Origin of the sequence: Paraburkholderia humisilvae, from assembly GCF_902859855.1 — a bacterium.
GTDB classification, from domain to species: domain Bacteria; phylum Pseudomonadota; class Gammaproteobacteria; order Burkholderiales; family Burkholderiaceae; genus Paraburkholderia; species Paraburkholderia humisilvae.
The window spans coordinates 1-16,884 of the sequence record NZ_CADIKH010000056.1 but is presented as its reverse complement, the minus strand read 5'-3'; the positions used below and the strand labels follow the sequence as shown (position 1 = coordinate 16,884).

At 55.4% G+C, this 16,884-nt stretch carries 16 protein-coding genes; 6 read left to right on the top strand and 10 right to left on the bottom strand.

Annotated features, from left to right (window positions below):
• Nucleotides 1-1,240: 1,240 nt before the first annotated feature.
• Nucleotides 1,241-2,041 carry a helix-turn-helix domain-containing protein gene (locus tag HV796_RS33400; RefSeq protein WP_175232169.1) on the top strand — a complete coding sequence of 267 codons (801 nt, stop codon included), beginning with the start codon at nucleotides 1,241-1,243 and terminating at the stop codon, nucleotides 2,039-2,041.
• 76 nt (nucleotides 2,042-2,117) lie between these two features.
• On the opposite strand, the gene HV796_RS33395 is transcribed toward HV796_RS33400, so the two are convergent.
• From HV796_RS33395 to HV796_RS45960, 4 genes are all read right to left on the bottom strand, one after another.
• Nucleotides 2,118-3,467 carry a sensor histidine kinase gene (locus tag HV796_RS33395; RefSeq protein ID WP_175232168.1) on the bottom strand — a complete coding sequence of 450 codons (1,350 nt, stop codon included), beginning with the start codon at nucleotides 3,465-3,467 and terminating at the stop codon, nucleotides 2,118-2,120.
• 20 nt (nucleotides 3,468-3,487) lie between these two features.
• Nucleotides 3,488-3,979 carry a putative pterin-binding protein gene (locus HV796_RS33390; RefSeq protein WP_175232167.1) on the bottom strand — a complete coding sequence of 164 codons (492 nt, stop codon included), beginning with the start codon at nucleotides 3,977-3,979 and terminating at the stop codon, nucleotides 3,488-3,490.
• Complete coding sequence (locus HV796_RS45965) at nucleotides 3,976-4,413, bottom strand: GNAT family N-acetyltransferase (protein ID WP_175232166.1); 438 nt, start codon at nucleotides 4,411-4,413, stop codon at nucleotides 3,976-3,978. Before HV796_RS45965 ends, HV796_RS33390 begins: the two co-directional genes overlap by 4 nt.
• Nucleotides 4,414-5,223: 810 nt before the next feature.
• Nucleotides 5,224-5,514: a group II intron maturase-specific domain-containing protein gene (locus tag HV796_RS45960; RefSeq protein WP_377692320.1), complete on the bottom strand. Its 291-nt coding sequence runs from the start codon at nucleotides 5,512-5,514 to the stop codon at nucleotides 5,224-5,226.
• Nucleotides 5,515-5,541: 27 nt separating this feature from the next.
• Between HV796_RS45960 and HV796_RS44355 the strand changes: the two genes are divergently transcribed.
• The 3 genes from HV796_RS44355 to HV796_RS33365 all read left to right on the top strand — a co-directional run bounded on the left by HV796_RS44355 (nucleotide 5,542) and on the right by HV796_RS33365 (nucleotide 7,312).
• Nucleotides 5,542-5,883: a hypothetical protein gene (locus HV796_RS44355; RefSeq protein WP_246356166.1), complete on the top strand. Its 342-nt coding sequence runs from the start codon at nucleotides 5,542-5,544 to the stop codon at nucleotides 5,881-5,883.
• A gap of 400 nt (nucleotides 5,884-6,283) precedes the next feature.
• Nucleotides 6,284-6,571 carry a hypothetical protein gene (locus HV796_RS33370; RefSeq protein ID WP_175232163.1) on the top strand — a complete coding sequence of 96 codons (288 nt, stop codon included), beginning with the start codon at nucleotides 6,284-6,286 and terminating at the stop codon, nucleotides 6,569-6,571.
• 213 nt (nucleotides 6,572-6,784) lie between these two features.
• Nucleotides 6,785-7,312: an HrpB1 family type III secretion system apparatus protein gene (locus HV796_RS33365; RefSeq protein WP_175232162.1), complete on the top strand. Its 528-nt coding sequence runs from the start codon at nucleotides 6,785-6,787 to the stop codon at nucleotides 7,310-7,312.
• 746 nt (nucleotides 7,313-8,058) lie between these two features.
• On the opposite strand, the gene HV796_RS33360 is transcribed toward HV796_RS33365, so the two are convergent.
• Nucleotides 8,059-8,613 carry a hypothetical protein gene (locus HV796_RS33360; RefSeq protein ID WP_175232161.1) on the bottom strand — a complete coding sequence of 185 codons (555 nt, stop codon included), beginning with the start codon at nucleotides 8,611-8,613 and terminating at the stop codon, nucleotides 8,059-8,061.
• A gap of 364 nt (nucleotides 8,614-8,977) precedes the next feature.
• Here HV796_RS33360 and HV796_RS44350 point away from each other — a divergent pair, with 364 nt between their 5' ends.
• Entirely contained in the window at nucleotides 8,978-9,727 is a 750-nt protein-coding gene (locus tag HV796_RS44350; RefSeq protein WP_425497106.1) for an IS4 family transposase, read from the top strand.
• A gap of 217 nt (nucleotides 9,728-9,944) precedes the next feature.
• Here HV796_RS44350 and HV796_RS33345 read toward each other — a convergent pair whose 3' ends face one another.
• A complete protein-coding gene (locus tag HV796_RS33345; protein WP_175232160.1) occupies nucleotides 9,945-11,312 on the bottom strand; it encodes a hypothetical protein in 1,368 nt (455 codons plus the stop codon).
• Nucleotides 11,313-12,620: 1,308 nt separating this feature from the next.
• On the bottom strand, nucleotides 12,621-13,193 hold the full coding sequence (locus tag HV796_RS33340; protein ID WP_175232159.1) for a GNAT family N-acetyltransferase: 573 nt from the start codon (nucleotides 13,191-13,193) through the stop codon (nucleotides 12,621-12,623).
• A gap of 25 nt (nucleotides 13,194-13,218) precedes the next feature.
• Here HV796_RS33340 and HV796_RS33335 point away from each other — a divergent pair, with 25 nt between their 5' ends.
• Entirely contained in the window at nucleotides 13,219-13,479 is a 261-nt protein-coding gene (locus HV796_RS33335; protein ID WP_175232158.1) for a hypothetical protein, read from the top strand.
• A gap of 21 nt (nucleotides 13,480-13,500) precedes the next feature.
• On the opposite strand, the gene HV796_RS33330 is transcribed toward HV796_RS33335, so the two are convergent.
• The 3 genes from HV796_RS33330 to HV796_RS33320 all read right to left on the bottom strand — a co-directional run.
• Entirely contained in the window at nucleotides 13,501-15,234 is a 1,734-nt protein-coding gene (locus tag HV796_RS33330) for a ClcB-like voltage-gated chloride channel protein (protein WP_175232157.1), read from the bottom strand.
• A 190-nt stretch (nucleotides 15,235-15,424) separates the two neighbouring features.
• Complete coding sequence (locus HV796_RS33325; protein WP_175232156.1) at nucleotides 15,425-16,375, bottom strand: dimethyl sulfoxide reductase anchor subunit family protein; 951 nt, start codon at nucleotides 16,373-16,375, stop codon at nucleotides 15,425-15,427.
• Between the two features lie 58 nt (nucleotides 16,376-16,433).
• On the bottom strand, nucleotides 16,434-16,884 hold a 451-nt coding region (locus tag HV796_RS33320), incomplete at its 5' end, for a 4Fe-4S dicluster domain-containing protein (RefSeq protein WP_175232155.1).

The following is a 16,884-nucleotide window of genomic DNA, read 5'->3' as shown; positions in this document are numbered from 1 at the left end:
TGATTTCTTGTTAAATCCAGTTGCCCAGCCCAAAGCCGTAGCGCGTTTATCGAGCTCGCGCGAGGAAAGTTGCTCCATTTGCGTCCGGGCTAGACATCCTGTTCGGTGACTCGGCTGTGTCGTGCGAGCACCCCCGGCAAGCGCCGTTCTTCCAGTTGATTCACCAAGCTGAACGGTTTTGTCACGTTGCAATGGCAGCTGGGTGCGGCTCGCGCCGCGAGTTGGACCTGCGGCGGACACCGGCGTCGCGCTCGAATGTCGGGATAACGGCAGAATCTCAAAGTTAATCATTAAGGAATACTATTCATTGTGCGTTATAGAATGACATGGTTATGGTCCTTTCATTAGTCAGTCAATGACGTGCGCCGGCCCCCTACGCGAGATGCTGCAGACCCATTCGGTCCGACGCGGATACTCTTGCATCATTCACACTCACACGCGCCTTCGGTCTCCGTCCCGTCGGAGACCGAAGGCACAACAATTCCATGTGCGCCGGCCATGCGATCGTCACCGCGACCGCACGCAGGCCCGCCTAGGTCCCACGATGGGACCCAAGCGCAACAACACGTAGCCATTTCGAACCTCCTCCGACGCCACTTAATGTTGAGGTTGGTCCTAGTGCACTAGCTTCGCCCGCAACCATTACCCCCTCTTTCGATTAGCACTCCTAATCCGCCTAGTTAAATCAATTGACAACAGGACTAGTCGACGGAGACCAAGGCGTCCTACCGTTACCGTCGAGACTGCAGTTTTCCTCGACTTCGCTCGAACGATACAGCTTGGATGCGACCGCTTGGTCCCTTCGAGGATCGTTAACCGAAGCCCCACAGCCCAATTTCGTTTTTGATCAAATCGCACCGATCGTTGTCAGCGCCATGGCCACGCCGATCGACCCGCGCCCAAATCGAAACGCCAGTCCCAAGCGTTGTTGCCGGCATAGCACGCGAGCCACAACATAGACTTTTCGTACGACAAAACAGATCGTAATACAGACCACTGCGACGTGCAAGACAGATCTTTGTAAGTTTTTTAAAGACATTTTGTTGTTATACTTCTGCTTCAAGCCAGACTGACTACCATATTGGGCACCGTCCGAGATGGACGATGCCAACGAGAACGGTGGACTTGCAAGCCGCCCACCACGTTGCGTCACTAGAGTGGGGATCGGGCGGACAATGCAAACGCAGCCGTTCATCTTTTAACCGGACCAGAGTCGAGATGCTTTACGGAGTGCGCCGAAATGGGCCTAGGAGACGTAGTACACAATATCAATGCGCTGCTGGACCGTCATCACGTTCCGTCACGGAAGCGGAATAAGGTACTTGCCGACATTCTTGGTTTGCATTACACGTCCGTCCAGAAGAAGATGATTTGGCAGAAACCTTGGTCGCATGAGCAACTTAGGCAAATTTGCGAATACTACGGCGTTCCGATTAATAACCTGATCGACGATAACCGCTCAAACAAGGTGTCAGCACTGATCAGATTCGGCACCAAGATTCAACGCGGTAGAATCTCCGTCGGCCAGGAACTCGAGAATCCAACGTCGGAGGATTTCATTGCGACCCAAACGATGGATGGCTGGGTCGTTATGCCAGGCAATACAGTTGTGCACGAGAAGTGTTATCGGATCGACTCCATGGAGACCCTTCCCCCGCCTTTGATCGCACTACTTGACGACGAGCACGACGTCAGAAGCCCGATGGTCGAAAATTTTGCGCGTATCGGACTCAATACCAAGGAATATGCCACTGCCGACGCTTTAATTGGGGATCTTATCGCGACACACTTTGAAGGATACATTCTTGACTGGATGCTACCGAACAATACGACATCTGAGGATGTAGTCCACCGTATCAGAGCTCTGCCCGGCGGTGAACAGATTCCGATAGTCATATTGACCGGAAAACTTGAAACTCATTTGGTTGAAGAGTCTGAGCTGGCTCGCATGGTTCAACTCTACAATGTTATGATAGTTGAGAAGCCCGTCCGGACCCGAATCATCGGCATGACTTTGTTTTCTCTTATGTCCAGAGAATAGTATCCACTCCCGCCTGAAGTCGCGGAGCGGCCTAAGAAGACTCAGAACGGGGGAGTCCCGATTTTTGACGGATAAATCAGACCGGAAATTCGACCGTAAACACGGTTCCTAGCGCTTCTTCGCTCTGAACTTCTATGTGACCACCTAAGGTTCTGACTAACAATTCTACTATAGTGAGCCCGAGTCCTACTGAGCCACCGCAATACCGCTCCCTGGCTTCAGAACGTTTGACGAAAGGGTTAAATATAATCTTGAGGTCTTCTTTAGCCACCCCCATCCCCGTGTCTCTCACATCAATGCGGATACTTTTCCGATATTTTACAATTATAGATACGGACACCCTAACTTCACCGGCAGCAGTGTATTTTATTGCATTCTCAACCAGATTTCTCAGTATCTGATCGGTTTTATTCCGATCCAAATGCAACACCCCGACATTTTTCGCCACCTCAAACGTCAAGTTGATATTTTTTCTATTTGCAATTCCAACATAATCGCCTACGATACTTGCAACAAAATCTTCAATATTTAAGTCCTCCCGGACTACGCTGACTTTTCCTGACTCAAGGCGTGAGTATTGTCCAAACATGAGCAGCCTCGACTCAATAAGCTCGACCTGTTTGCTAATCTTTTCTGATAGGGAACGAATATTGTCCAGGGGTGTTTCAGCCTTTAAAATTTCTGTATCGTCCACCACAAAAGTTAGATTTTCAGCAGCTGCGGATATACCTTGCAGTGGGTTCCTGATTTCATGGTTGAACATTGCAATAAAAACGTGCTTTCTCCTAAGCGCCTCCGCCTTTTGGCGTATCAGGTGACGACCAATTGCCTGATTGAATAGCACAAATAACGCAAATATGGACGAGAGGATAAACCAGCCAGCAACCACTCGTTGAAATGCCCCCCGCACATTCGAAACAGCCCCGATCATGTTGCTGTAGTTATTAATCTGCTCTGTATAAAATAGACTATTGAGCCCGGTCAGCTCAAGTCGAAAATCTGTCAAATCAGTAATCACCAGATCCTTCTCGACGTTACCTGCCAGCATAAGATTTATTCTGGCTGCGATTTTTTCAAATCTGCCAAACGCGTGCCGAACAGCCACTTTCGTTTCTGGCTTGCTAAATGTTTTTGATAATGGTCCATTGGAATCCGTAAGTATATAAAACCGGGAATTTACCACCTCGATCGCATTGCGTATTTCCGCCGCGTTACCGGCACCCCCCCCTTTGTACTGATGCACTTTCTCACGCAATTCGCCAACAGGAATCTGAATATTTTCAATTATCGAATAAGAATCAAGCGCCGGAATAAGCTGATTTTTGAATTGTTGCTCTTCGTGATCAATTACGGCTATCTCATGCACCAGCCAAAACGCCGCAACCAACAGCGTCAACAGATAGCCAATCTGCAAAAATCGAAACATGGAATCTCCGGTGCTAGACTTTATTCAACATATATGTTTTTTATCATCCATATGAATTTAGCGTCAACGTCCTGCCCACCAAGCTCTTTCGGATACTTTGACCTTGGATAAATTAATGCAAATGGCCCCAAGGTCTTAATGGTCATTCTTTTCCCATTTCGCTCATATGCCAGAAGCAAATCATACTTGACCACGTCCGACATCGGGATGCGGTAATCATAGCCGTCGTAACAGATGAAATGGATAGTCTTCCCGTAGAGACCGAAATGTTTCAGCATTTCACGCATTTTGACCCCGCGAAATAACTCCTCGTTAGTCCAATTTGTTGACGTCCGCATCGTCTCTTGAGGCATTTTCAATGCATCGTCGAGACTAAGGACTTGGCTATTACCAGTGTCGGTTCCGGCAGATTGTGACTTGTTATAGATCGTGATCTGCTGAGCAGCCACCGGCACAATGCGCATTATCAGAATAAGGACGCCGGCCAGCGCAATTCTTTGAACGCGTTTCATCGCAAGTCCAACGCATAGCGAACCTGACAGTCCAACTCCGCATCCCCTTCCTGGCGCCACCCGAGACGGCGATAAAAGCGTTCCGCTTTTGAGCCTCTATCTGTCTCAAGAAAGGCCTTTGACGCCCCGTCCTTTCCCAACCAGTTAAGGGCAAGTTCCATAAGGTGCCTGCCGATTCCCTTGTGCTGAAATTCGGGAATAACAAATATTGCGGCGAGATACGGCTCGGGGATAAACACGGGAAGACAGAAGCCTACCTCCCGCCCCCCGTCCCGGCAAACCCAACCGCCGCCCTGCCGGATGTCTTGCAAAGCCAGCTCCCTCTGAAGAAATTTAACGTGCGCCTCGTGTATCAGATTTTCCGTTACAGAGAATCTAATTTCATATGTCGCTCTTAGGTCCGAATCCTGAAGCGGAAAATAACTGTAGTCCATTTTTAACAATTTCCGTAGTAATCCTCCTGCAGTGCCTCTGAGCCTGCCGCGCCGCAGCAGTCCTGGCCCCATGTTTTCTCGCGGCAGGTGCCTCGGCAAAAAGGAACATTGAACGCCAGTAGGCGAACACCCCCATCGCATGCGGACCTAGGCTATCGAAGGCCAGCAGTTTCGACAAAGAGCAGTTCATCCTTCAAACGCTCCGCATGGCACCTGCTTGCGAGCCGGATTCTACACCGGAGTCTATTACGGGCCTGATTTCTGTCTATTATGAGATTGTCATTTGAAATCACAGCCCGAGGCGCTGGACCTGATCCTGCAATTACCCACTTCGGTTGAGGGCTAGTTCATATCCGAGTTGAATGTCGGTGAGGCGCTGCATGCCGCGCCACATAACGGTATTGCCTAGAGGTGCATCGTTGGCCCGGGCAGATAGCGGCCAAGTTGGGCGACCTTGATCAGGTTGCGCAAGCGCGGCGGTGCCTGCGCGGTAAATGGCAAGGCTGGGACCACTCGCCCGAGCAATTCAATTTCGGTTGATGCGAACACCGTGTCGGGCGGAGCTTGCGGTGCGCACCGGCTGATCATGGTCAGCCATGAATATGCGTCAGCTCAGGATGCAGAAGACTGCTATCAGGCTGGTTAGCCAGTCAACTGTGCGAAGCCGCGAATCCTCGGCTTTGCAGCCCAATTTCAGGATTTTGTGGAACGGGTGAGTAGGCCGGAGGAGTCTCAAACCTCCAGGCTCTCGCACAACGGTGCTTGAGCCTCTCGACTCACACCGCTCCCATCAGGCGAACGCACCTGTCATCATCCCCCGTTGCCAATGTACGAACAATCGAACAATCGCGGTTGCCGCTTCGCGATGCCTTCCACAAAGAGAGGCGCCGGCGTTCTGTGTCCTTTCAGACGCTTGTACTTGCGCACTGCCCATGCGGTCAACATCCTGTTGAAGTGTCTGAGCACCGGATACATCGCTGACGGACTGAATTTCCCGTAGTAGCTCAACCAGCCTCGCAGGACTGGATTGTGCATACGGGCGATGTCAGCCATGAGATATGTCCGGGTCTGGAAGCGTGCCTTGCGAGTCCTCTGCCGCATGGACTTTAAGGCCGCCTCACTGACGGCTTGCGTGAAGTTCACAAATATGCTGTTGCGTTTGCGATTCTTCACGATTCGCCGTCGAAAGCTGTATCCGACAAAGTCAAACTGCACGTTCGGATATCGCCCCTTGCAACTGCCATCCTTGCAGCAGACGATTTTGGTCTTGTCCGGATGCATTGCCAGATGACATTCCGCCAGCCTTGCCTGAAGCGCCACCTTGACGGCTTCCCGCAAGCCTGGATCAGCTTCTCACGCCCCCTCTATGCCGGCCGCCGCCTGCCCAGCAATCCGATTTCCGGCAAGCTTGTCCCAGAAGATGGAAACGCCCGTGGTTTTGACGACAAGTCTCTGGATTACGACGCGTGATCGGAAGGTTCCCTTTCGTTCGTCTCTCTGATCCTGTCGATTTGCGCGGATTTAGACCGCCATCGACAGCAGGCGTCCACATAAGCGACTCTTGGCGTTCTTGCGTCTTCAGCACGGCGTCGAACATCCCTTCGTCCCCGTCGCCCCTCAACAGGCTGCCACTCTCACGACGTCCGGTGCACAAAGACTTGAAACACTGGCTCCAATAAACGAAGCGAGCGCGGTTCCGTGGCAGTCGGGGTACAGTACCGATATATTACAATTAGCTTTCGCGTCAACGCGTTGTCTTTCGCATGACCCGAGTCGCCCCAACGACGAGCACATATGATTTCTGCACTGCCGCTCTTTCCTTTTTAGGTAAAAGGCGTCAGCACTTTATGATCTCAACTAGGAGCGCAACATGGGAATTTCCGTTAATAATGCTGGCACTCAAGGAATTCAGTCGACTAATAATGCTGGGCAAAGCAATCGTGCTAGCGATGCGCGGAACCCCGTCAAAGCAGCGGCTCAAAGTGGTGCGCAGGGCTGTGGCACAACGCCCCCAAAATGTCAGCAGGGTGCCGATAATCTGGCAAGCAGCAAAGTTCGCACGCTGACGCCTGATCAGCTTGCGGCGCTATACGAGAACTTGCGGAGAAATCCAGAGATCGCCGGTTCGCTATCGCGGGACGTGCTGCAACAGATGTAGCAGACACAACCCCAAAAGTGAAAGTTAGAGCACCCAGTTAGCACCGCAGTGCGCAGCGAGGCTTCGGCAATAGGCGGATCGTTTCAGTTCGCTGATATTTTTTCAGGAAACCGACCGTCTTGAGGCGCACTGTGCCTGGGAAATCTGGCAATACTTTGCGCAACTAGCAAACATTTATGCCGGTATTAATCTATTTTTTATGAGCCAAGGTTTATGCAAACAGCTAATTTTGACGAACACGCCGATAAAATCGTAGCGGTAATCGGCCAAGCCGCACTTGCTGGAGACTCAAAAGCATTGGCACGTGCTATGGCACAGTTACGTGAATTATCAGTCAGTCACCTGGCAGACACTCGTTCACGTATCGAGAGAGCGCTGCTTGACGGGGACCTCGATGGGGCGGAAGAAGCCATAGAGCAGTTGCGAATGCTGAATCCGATCTCCCCGCATATATCCTCCGCTACTGCACTTCTCCTGATTGGGCGCGGACGTGTGGCAGATGCACTGCAGTTGCTAAACGATGCCGAAGATGATCATCCTCACGTTCTGGCGATATGCCTTTATTTGTTGGGGGATCCAACGTGGGAAGGCCTCGCTTTGGCGCATGAAAATGACAATAACATTCATATTGGCGCCGCGATGAAAAGTTTGCTGGGTCGCGCCGGAGCCAAACTCGTTGGCGAAGTGCCGATCGACTCCAAGGAGAGAATTTTCATTCCACCGACATTCGTTCGAGTCTGAAGAGCGACTCTACACCGTGGGGCCCGTGTGCGAAAGTGGGCCTCTGATCAAATTGCCTTTCCGCGCTTCAATTAAATACCGTATAAGGTTTCCAATAAACGCTCATAAAACTTGAAGCGTTTCCACACGATCTCCATCGGGTTCAACCCTCGGGAACTACTGTATGACACCAGTTGTTCGGCGTAGCTTGGTTACTGCAGTGGCGGATGCTCGCACTATCGATCACGAACACGGTGGAACGGCCATTGTCCCGCCGAATCGGACCCTCGGGAAAGCCCTCGACATCAGGGCCCTTGACCGCATGTGGGCCCCGCCGCATAGACAATGCTGATGTCCGCGTAGTTCAGTGCGAACACCACGTTGCTTCGGTGACGATTAACGGGCTCAATGGCGTGGGCCAGCCCACTGGTAACCAGCTCGTTGAAGGGGCGGCGCCCCGCAAAGCCTGCCGCGTCCCGACAGAATAGGCGGCACCGGCCGTCGATGACAGTGGGCTAAAGCGCGTCGAGTGCGGCCCGCTTCATTTCGATATGCTGTTCATTGCGCTTCTTTCGAGCGACAAAGGGGGGAACTGGAGCGGGACGCCCACGCGTTTGGGAGCATCGGCCAATGTTTCGATGCAGCGCGGCAGCGACCGCCTCGATCCGAAAATGAATCGATCGGACATGATAATGCGGCGCCTTGCCGAGCAAGAATTTCGAGAATTACTTAGCCTCGCGAATTCATCGATAACTAAAAATCTCTATTCATGGCACGCTTCGCTTACCCTTCGCTTTTCCAAAGAGACGATTGCGGAGCATGGTGGTACTCACGTCATAGTCAAGCTTTGCGACGGTATCAATCCCTTTTTGCCTACGTTCTCCGCGGCTGTTAACATACCTCCTGCCTTTCTCGATACCGACGATCACTTTTAGCTCGTCGCTCGTCGGAAGATATTGGCGAAGTCCCCAAAATTGCCCCATACCTTTCACCTTTCTAAAGGCCTCGGCCTGAGCCTTCGCAGCCTCCACCTCCTTATCAAGGTCTTTCCACGTGAACAATTTGGGAGAATGAACCTGTCCTTGCGGCGCGGAAATATCGGGTGACGTGCTGGTGGACCCAACCGAGCCAGTTCCCAGTACTTCGTCAAGCTCATCGACCGAGAACGGTGTTTTCGGCAAGCTGGCAAAGAGAGGCGACGCGGACGCTCTGTTGTGCCCGATGAACACGCCGACGGGTGGTGCCTGACCGGCATCTTGTCGATAGACGCTGTCGTCTACGCGAGACACGCTTAAGGTGCTGGCAATCGAGTTCTTGTACATGATAGAGGTATCCATAGCATTCTAGCCCGTACATCATAGGTTTTCACGCCATGACCGAACAGCCGTTGTACGAAATACCTTCTGTTTCGGCGCAATGAAATCTGCCTATTTTGAATTCGAAGTGGGTAACGTGAGGCGTCAATGGCTGGCGAGAGCCCGGCGAAGCGAACCCTTGCCGCGGGTGGCATGGATAAGCTGTCGCACGGATGGGTGCAGCAGAATGCTGCACCCATCCCTGTATGATGAAGCGAGCAATGACGAATCAGCTGTTTGAAGCCGCCTTGGGAATCAAGGCGCCAAGGTATGTCCAAGGCGTCGACTTTGACAGCGCCAAACTGCAACTCACGATTGCCGTGGACTGCGGATGCGCCGAAGCTGTCCTGATCTGGACGATCATCTGTATCTTCGATACCGATGGAATTCGCGCCGCCTACCTGCTTACGAAGACCCGCAGCGCAACGCAACCCAACCCAATCTGAACGAGGTGTTGCGTTTGATCGCTCGCCGCGGTGGATTCCTCGGCCGCAAGAGCGATCGCGAACCCGGCGGGAAAGCCCTCTGGAAGGGACTTATACACGTGCGCATCGCCGAAGAAACGATGCAATTGCTGTGCGACGAAGGTGGCGAGGGGACTTATGTATACCGACGTGCTGTAAAGATGGCACTGGCCAATTATGCGCTTGCGGCGAATGCGTGCAGGGCTGTCCCGAAAAGACTTGTTGATGCGACAAGGACTCGGCAGAGAGAGCACGCTTTTGCCACGACGGACCTGGAAAGGTATGTAGACGAGTTTCGCGCAGAGCTTGCCGACGCGGCCGAGGAAGCGCTCCCGGTCGGCGCCATAGTCAAAAAGAGTGCGGCGTCTCGAAGTTGGCGTCTTTCGTCGTTAAAGTTTCTGCACACAGTCCACATATGCCCAAAGCGACGATCGTTGGAAAGAAGACAGGTGGTAGTGCCGTCGCAAGGAAGCTGGTTGCTAGTGGCGCCACCGCGAAGGTATACGGTTGAGGCAAGTATGTCAATCACCCATCGGGATCGCTGCAAAGAACCCGAAATTGGCGTGAGCCTCGCTGAAATATGGCGAAGATTCCCGGCTCGAACCAGTGGTGACTGACTTGGACTTGGGCCTGTTGATCAAGAGGCAACTGGACACGGGAGCGGACATTATAAGTGGGTGGAGGCGATTACTCTGCACTGCCAGCCAGCAGTGATGTGAAGCGGTAGGACCCGCGCAGGGCGTGTTTGACTAACACGGCGGGGATCCATATAACAACACACACTTCATTCAGCGTTGCCCCGTTTCACTCCGCCGAAAGTGACCTTAAAAATTTTCAGACGATCGGTATATCGACAGGTTTCCCATGTTTAGAACGCGCCCCATCAACGTTTCTCCAAAAACCGTCTGCGATATGTCGCGCTGCAGGTTCGACAGCTGGCTCCACCGCATTTCCCACGGCTCTCAAACTAATGGCGCTGACTAGCTGGGCTATAGCGTCCGATTTGTTTCTATTCAAAGCCCCCTGTTCCAGGCGGTCCTTCAGCGCAGCACGCACAGCCGACGAACCTGCTTCAACGCAAACGCTCCAGACAGTATCCGCAACATTTCCAGCACCCACTATTCTTTTGGCGCCATCGGGGAGACGGCGCATGGTATCGAGAGGTAGCATCAAGGCATTCTTAGCCCCAGTTCCTCCAATCGACGTCAGTGTCGCTCTTTTCGCGTCCTCATACCTCTGCTTCCAGTCCACTCTTCCCAGCAAATACAGTAGCCCATATTGACCCGAGCTGCTTGCGAGACGATATTTTGCGATGTCTTTTATAACGAACACGGGAACGCGGAGTGTGTTATTTACCACTAGATCGGCAATAGCCCCGGTTACCGGATTTTTCGAAAATGCTTCGAATGCTGCTTTCGCCGCGCAGGCCACAACGCTTCTACCTGTATGTAAACCACCTAAGGCTGACTCAACTAGCAAACCTTCAATTTCGGAGGACGCGACCTGGTCGAGGAGCTCAGCGACCGGCTCAACAAGCTTGTGCTTACTTGGCGCCAGAAAGTATCTGTCCCCCTCTTCCGATGGAATAAGGCGAAACTGAAACACCTCTTTCCCGAAGGTATCAATTAGCTTGTCCCGGGCTCGCGACATCGCCCCCACGGTCGCGGCCTTATCTATAGGATTCCCAATTTTTTCAGCCACCGAGAAGTGAATCGGTGCAAGGTCAGTGGCATATCCACTCGCCGCTGCTGCCAAACCTTTTACCGCTCCTCCCGCACCCGCAATGAGATAGTCAAGCCGCGTCAACGTCGTCAGGAGCGCCTTCAAGCCCTCATAGGTCTCTCCCATTCTGTCGAGCTCTTCAGCCACCTGCTCGAAATGCAACATGCTTTTACGCGCGAGCTCTTCGCTGGCCGCCGGGGGCATCAGTGATCGTAAATAGGAAAGCATCAGTTGCGATTCTGGGATGTCCACAGCCGCAGCGCTAATGACATGAGTCTCGGACGCGGACTGTTTTTCGGCACCTGACTTTGCAAGATTGGCAAGGGGCGACAGCGTTCCACCACCGGTCGCACCGCTTGTCGAGCGGGCACACGCTCCTGCCGTTGGCATCGACATGCTGCCTAGCGAATCCCCTTCAATCTGAATCCTCGTTACATTCGTCGAATCCCTTAGTACAACAGATTCGCTGACGCCGTTCATTTTCCACCTTTCATCGTTCGTACATCACTTGAAACCGGCGAATTTTCATCGTCAATGCCGCTCGAAGCGCCCGCCGTCGACAAGAACCTTACCAGCGGATCACTCTGGCAATACTCGGGCCCGATTCACCGACCGGGCAGTCCCACGGCAGCGATGGTCAGCTTGCCGACAGCCAACGATTGGCTAATCTTAGCTCAGCGGTCCATCGAATCAGTCAATCGATTTCTTCTGCTAGTGCCAATTTTCGCGTCTCGATCCCAGATTACCTCTAGTAGTCCGCGACGAAGAGATAATCGAGTATTTCCTAAAGGTGTTTCCGCCCCGACGCAAACGCCGCGCCTCGAAGCTCAAAGCAACGGGGATCGGCGCCTCATTGGAAGAGGTCTCTGCCTGCTTTTTCAATAGTGGCTTAGCGCGAAGGCTGCGTAGCGTACTGAAACTGCGGGACATTCTCACGTTCACCCCGCCCAGTCCAACGACGATGATCCGGAGCGGTCAGGCCTTGCGTACGGAGTCGCTCAAACTCATGAAAGTTGAGATGTGATCCCCGAGCAACAACATCGCCCTGGCGATTGAGTTGGTCTGGCACCTGCCAAAAGCCAGGTCTTCCTCCCGCTTGAGGGTGTACCTTGTTTGGCATATGAACTCCTTGAAATCAGGTAACAAGGAATACGATACGATCCTCTTGACGTTTCGAGCGACTGTTCGCGCGCAATGTGCCGCACTCCTCCGAAAACGAAAATCCCCCGTATACACCGAGCAGGAGGTGGTTTTCTATTTGCGTGCCCATAGAACAGACAACAGATTCGATGCTGGCGCTTTATACCTAACAGATTGATCGGACGCGTGTCATGGTACGGAGTCCGCTGAACCAGGAAACGAGAAGAAGCGTCTTCGCCCGGTCGCATGCTTGTGGCGAGCAAAGGTTCGGCAGAGGTGACTTCGGCAGTGGGAGGCTTCCGATAGGCGGTATCCAACCCACCCCCGCGTGAAATCCCGCGTGCCCAGCACGAGGATGCGTGGCCCTAATCGCACAAGCATTAAACATTGCGTGCGTAGCATCGCAGTAACGCAGAACGCGGCGCCACTTCGCTGCGTCTTCCGGAAAACCGTATTCGTCAAGAACAGCAGATTACAAAGACGCAGGCAAAGTGGCGTTTATACTCGTACACTGCGGCGTGCAACAAGACTCCCAGCAAAATGTCGGCACCCTCGTGTTCGCACAGAGTAGCTCGACCCGCCAGAATGGCAACACCGGCGTAGTTGTCCGGAGCAATGCGGGGAGCCGCCCCTGACAGCTCACGACGGTCACCGCATGCGTATTGTCGCGTACACCCGGGTGTTGCGTAGAGTGCCGTCCGGATCGACTCGCTCCTGACGCAATGTTCCTTCGAGCGTCATTCCCACTCGCTCGCATAGGCGTATGCTCTTGGAATTGAGGTCGTCAACAAACGCCGCAACTCGATGCACAAATAATTGCTCAAAGGCATACCGGATGAGTCCTTCCACGGCTTCGCTGATGAAGCCGTGCCCCAGAGTCGGAGTCCGCCCCCACCAGCCAATCTCGACGGACGGCACTGACCAGTTCGGGCAGAACAGAGCGCAACATCCCACAAGTGTCTCTCCATCACCCAGAAAAATCAGAAAGCGGAATTCACGACGGGCGATGAAATGCGCGAATCCCTCACGACAGTATATCTCCGAGCGCTCAACCGATGGCTCCTCAAGCGCCCACGGAAGCGAGGCCGGAAACTGCCGCAACGCGGCGACTGAGTCGGCTAGCGCATCGCATATTGTCGCGCCGTCACCGGGCCTAACGCAGCGCAAGATCAGACGGTCGGTTTTGAACCGCTCAGGAAAATTGACAAGCAGAGGATACATCGAAGCTCCAAACGGGCCTGCGTGCATGGTGACTGACCTCCATCGAGTCGGCTCCATCGCCGACGGGGCGTTTCAAACTTCCGGTGGCAACGGCAGCACCTACTCAAACCTGCTCTTCCGAGCAGTAACAGCTGCAACTGTCGCAAATCAACTTGCGGCGGTCGATCCACAGTCTCGCCAGAGCACGCTCGACGCCTCCAATCTCGACAGTTTCATGACCTCGATGCGGTTAATGCCGCAGTTGCGTCCCACACCCGGCAACGTCTTGACGCATCGGACGAGCTGAGCTCGCTCAGGTTAGCGTGGCTCAGCGCGTGGGATTCATGCGGAAGTACGCATCGAGCAGCGATGACTTGTAGACGACGCCCGTCAGTTTCGGCCGGGCAAGGCTTTCGATGACCGGCAGCCGCTCGCCCTGATGCGCGAGAAAGTGCTGCAGTGCGACGCCCAGGGACATATCGGGCGTCAGCACGTTGAAGTGCGGCTGCAGGTAGTCGGCGGCGGTACGGGTCGACGTGTCGCGCCGGTCGATCAGGTCCGATGTGATGTCCTTCAGCGCGACCACGCCGAGGAAGCAGCCGGCTTCATCGGTCACGTACAGGTATTTGACCGGATACTCGAGGAACACCCGCGTCATGTCCTGCACCGTCGCGGTGGGCGGCACGACGGTCTGCGGCGGGCGGATCAGCTCGCGCATCTGCATCGAGCGCGCGCGCATGCGTTCCTGCTCCTCACGGTTGCGATGTAACGTGACGTCGTACATTGACGTCTTGCCAATCGCCCGCGCGACAAAATACGCGATCACGCACGACAGCATCAGCGGCAGCACGACCTGGTAGCTGAGCGTCATCTCGAAGATCATCATGATCGCCATCAGCGGCGCCTGGGTAGCGCCGGCGACAAACGCGCCCATGCCGACCATCGCATAGGCATAGTAGCCGGAAATGCCCTCCTGCCACAGCGCGTGCATGCCCAGGCCATACAGCGAGCCGAGCACCGCGCCGACGAAAAGGGTCGGCGTGAACACGCCGCCGATCGCGCCTGAGCCGACGGTCGCAGCAGTCGCGATGATCTTGAACACGAGCACCATCACGAGCGCGCTCCAGGTCCACGGCGAGTGCAGTATCGAGTTGACGACGCTGTAGCCGTTGCCCCACACCTCCGGCGTCCAGACCGACAGGATGCCGACCATGAGGCCGCCGATCGCGAGCCGGAACGGCAATGGCAGCTTGATGCGCCGGAACGTCTTCTTCGACAGGTCGATGAGCCGCAGGAATTGCGGCGCAACGGCGCCGCACAGCAAGCCGAGCCCGACGAACAGCAGCACCTCGAGGCCGGTGATGGTCGGGAAGGCAGGCATTTCGTACGGCGTCTTGTAGCTGGCGAACTCGCGCATCGTAATGTTCGCGACCACCGACGAGACCACGACCGGTCCGAAGCTTTCCATCACAATCGAACCGAGCACAATTTCGGTGACAAAGAACGCGCCGGCAATCGGCGCACTGTAGGCGGAGGTAATGCCGGCAGCCGCACCGCACGCGACCAGCAGGCGCAGCCGCGGGGGATCGAAGTTGACGACGCGGCCGATCAGCGATCCGCACAGCGCGGCCAGCTGCACCATCGGCCCTTCGCGGCCGATCGAGCCGCCGCTCGAAATCGAGAACAGCGACGACACCATGCGCCACAGGCTTGCCTGCACGGGCACGACGCCGTCGCCGATCGCGACGGCTTCCATGTAGTCGGTGTTGGCGTCCTTGTCCTGACCTCGCCGCGCAAGCATGAGCATAGCGCCGGCGATCAGGCCGCCCGCCGCCGGCAGCCAGATGCGCGTGGTCCATGGCAAGCTGCGCGCCATTTGTACAAAGCTGCCTTCGGTGCCGACAAATGCGCGCTGCAGCAGCGCGATGCCTTCGCGAAATGCGGTCGTCACCAGCGCACCGGCGACCCCGACGATCACCGACCAGACGAGCATGGTATGCGCGTCGGACAGCCGGAAGAGTCGCGCGGCGCGGGTGCGCAGCCTTAGCAGGAATGAGAGCACGGAGTATGCGGTGCGCGTGACGTCGCACACCCTATCTGCCGACTGTTGCAAACCAGCCGCCCGGCTCCATAAGAGAATCCGGAAAGCACTGTCGGCAGCCGAGGGTATCCTGTCGATCTATCCATGTATCCCGAGTTCACGATCACGATTTGCCAATGGCCATGCAAAGCTAAGAAAGCACGAAACGTATTCACGAAGCTTGCCGGTAGTAGATGTTCTGCGGGTGACGCGCTTCAGCAAAGAAGAACCACCGTTCGGCAACCAGCCCCGCGTACTGGATCGCACACGCCGCACACAGCAGGACCACCGACAGCGCAACCGGTCCGACACTCCCCCCCAGGGCGATCAGTACGAACGGCACCGGGAACGCGGCGATCAGAAACGTCCATTTGATTCGCTGCAGCGTTTGCGGCGTCTTGCCGTGGAAGAATTCACGCAGATTGAACGCCCCGGCGGTGAAACCGCGCGATTTCTGCACGACCTTCGCCGCACGAATGCCAGTCGCGCTTTGCACCGTCGATTTCGGCCGCAGGCGCGCATTGCGTCTCAGCGACGCGACACGCGTCAGGCAACCCGCGAGCGTCAATACACAGGCGCATACGGCCAGCCCGGGGACCAGCGCCGGCGCGGACCACGCGGCACTCGCGCTCGCCAGCGTGAAGCCCGACGCACTGCCGAGCAGCACGAAGTTCACCATCGTCAGCGGCGTCGCCCATTCCTGCAAAAAGCGCAGACAGGCATAGATCATCGACGTGCAAACGAACAGCACGCCGCTGGCGAGCACACCGAGCACGCCGAGCGCGAGCGAATACGATGCAGCCAGCGCATGCGCGACGCCATAGGCGAACGCACAGGCCAGAAACACCGGCAACGCGAGACATTCGCGCGACAGCCACGATGTGCGCCACATCGCGATGGCGCGCCACGCGCGCTCCGGGTGCCCGAGGTGGAAGAACGACGCTAACAGTCCTAGCACACCGAGCACGACCGACAGCGCCGCGCCGACGACGAAGAACACCTGCGGCGGCATCACGATCATGCCAAGTTGCGCGCCAAGCTCGACACCGAAGAGTGCGATCATTAGCCCCTGTCCCGCGCCGATCAATGTCGTGAGAAATACAACCGAAAAAGCCGGATTCATCGTGCAGGTCTCCCGATCCTTCCTTTCGTGCGGCGCACGGCGCACCCCTGGTACAGGTTCATGACGCGCGCGTCGCCATCGAGGCGAGGTCGACCAACCCATCTTCGAGCGCCGCAGTGGTCGTCTGGCGCGGCAGATAATGGTTGGCCGGTCGCGTGCCCCACTCCGGCATCAGTTGATACCCGCCGCGCTCGCGGATCGCCTTCGACACCACCGAGTCGGGATCATGGATATCGCCGAAGAGCCGTGCCGAGGTCGGACACGCGAGCACGCAAGCCGGCTTGCGATCGCGTTCGGACAGGTTTTCGTCATGAATACGGTCCGCGCACAGCGTGCACTTGGTCATTTCCTTGCGTTCTTCATCGAGCTCGCGTGCGCCGTACGGGCACGCCCATGCACAGTACTTGCAGCCGATGCAGCGGTCGAAATCGACCAGCACGAGGCCGTCTTCCTTGCGCTTGTAGCTCGCGCCGGTCGGACACACCGGCACGCACGGCGGGTCCTCGCAA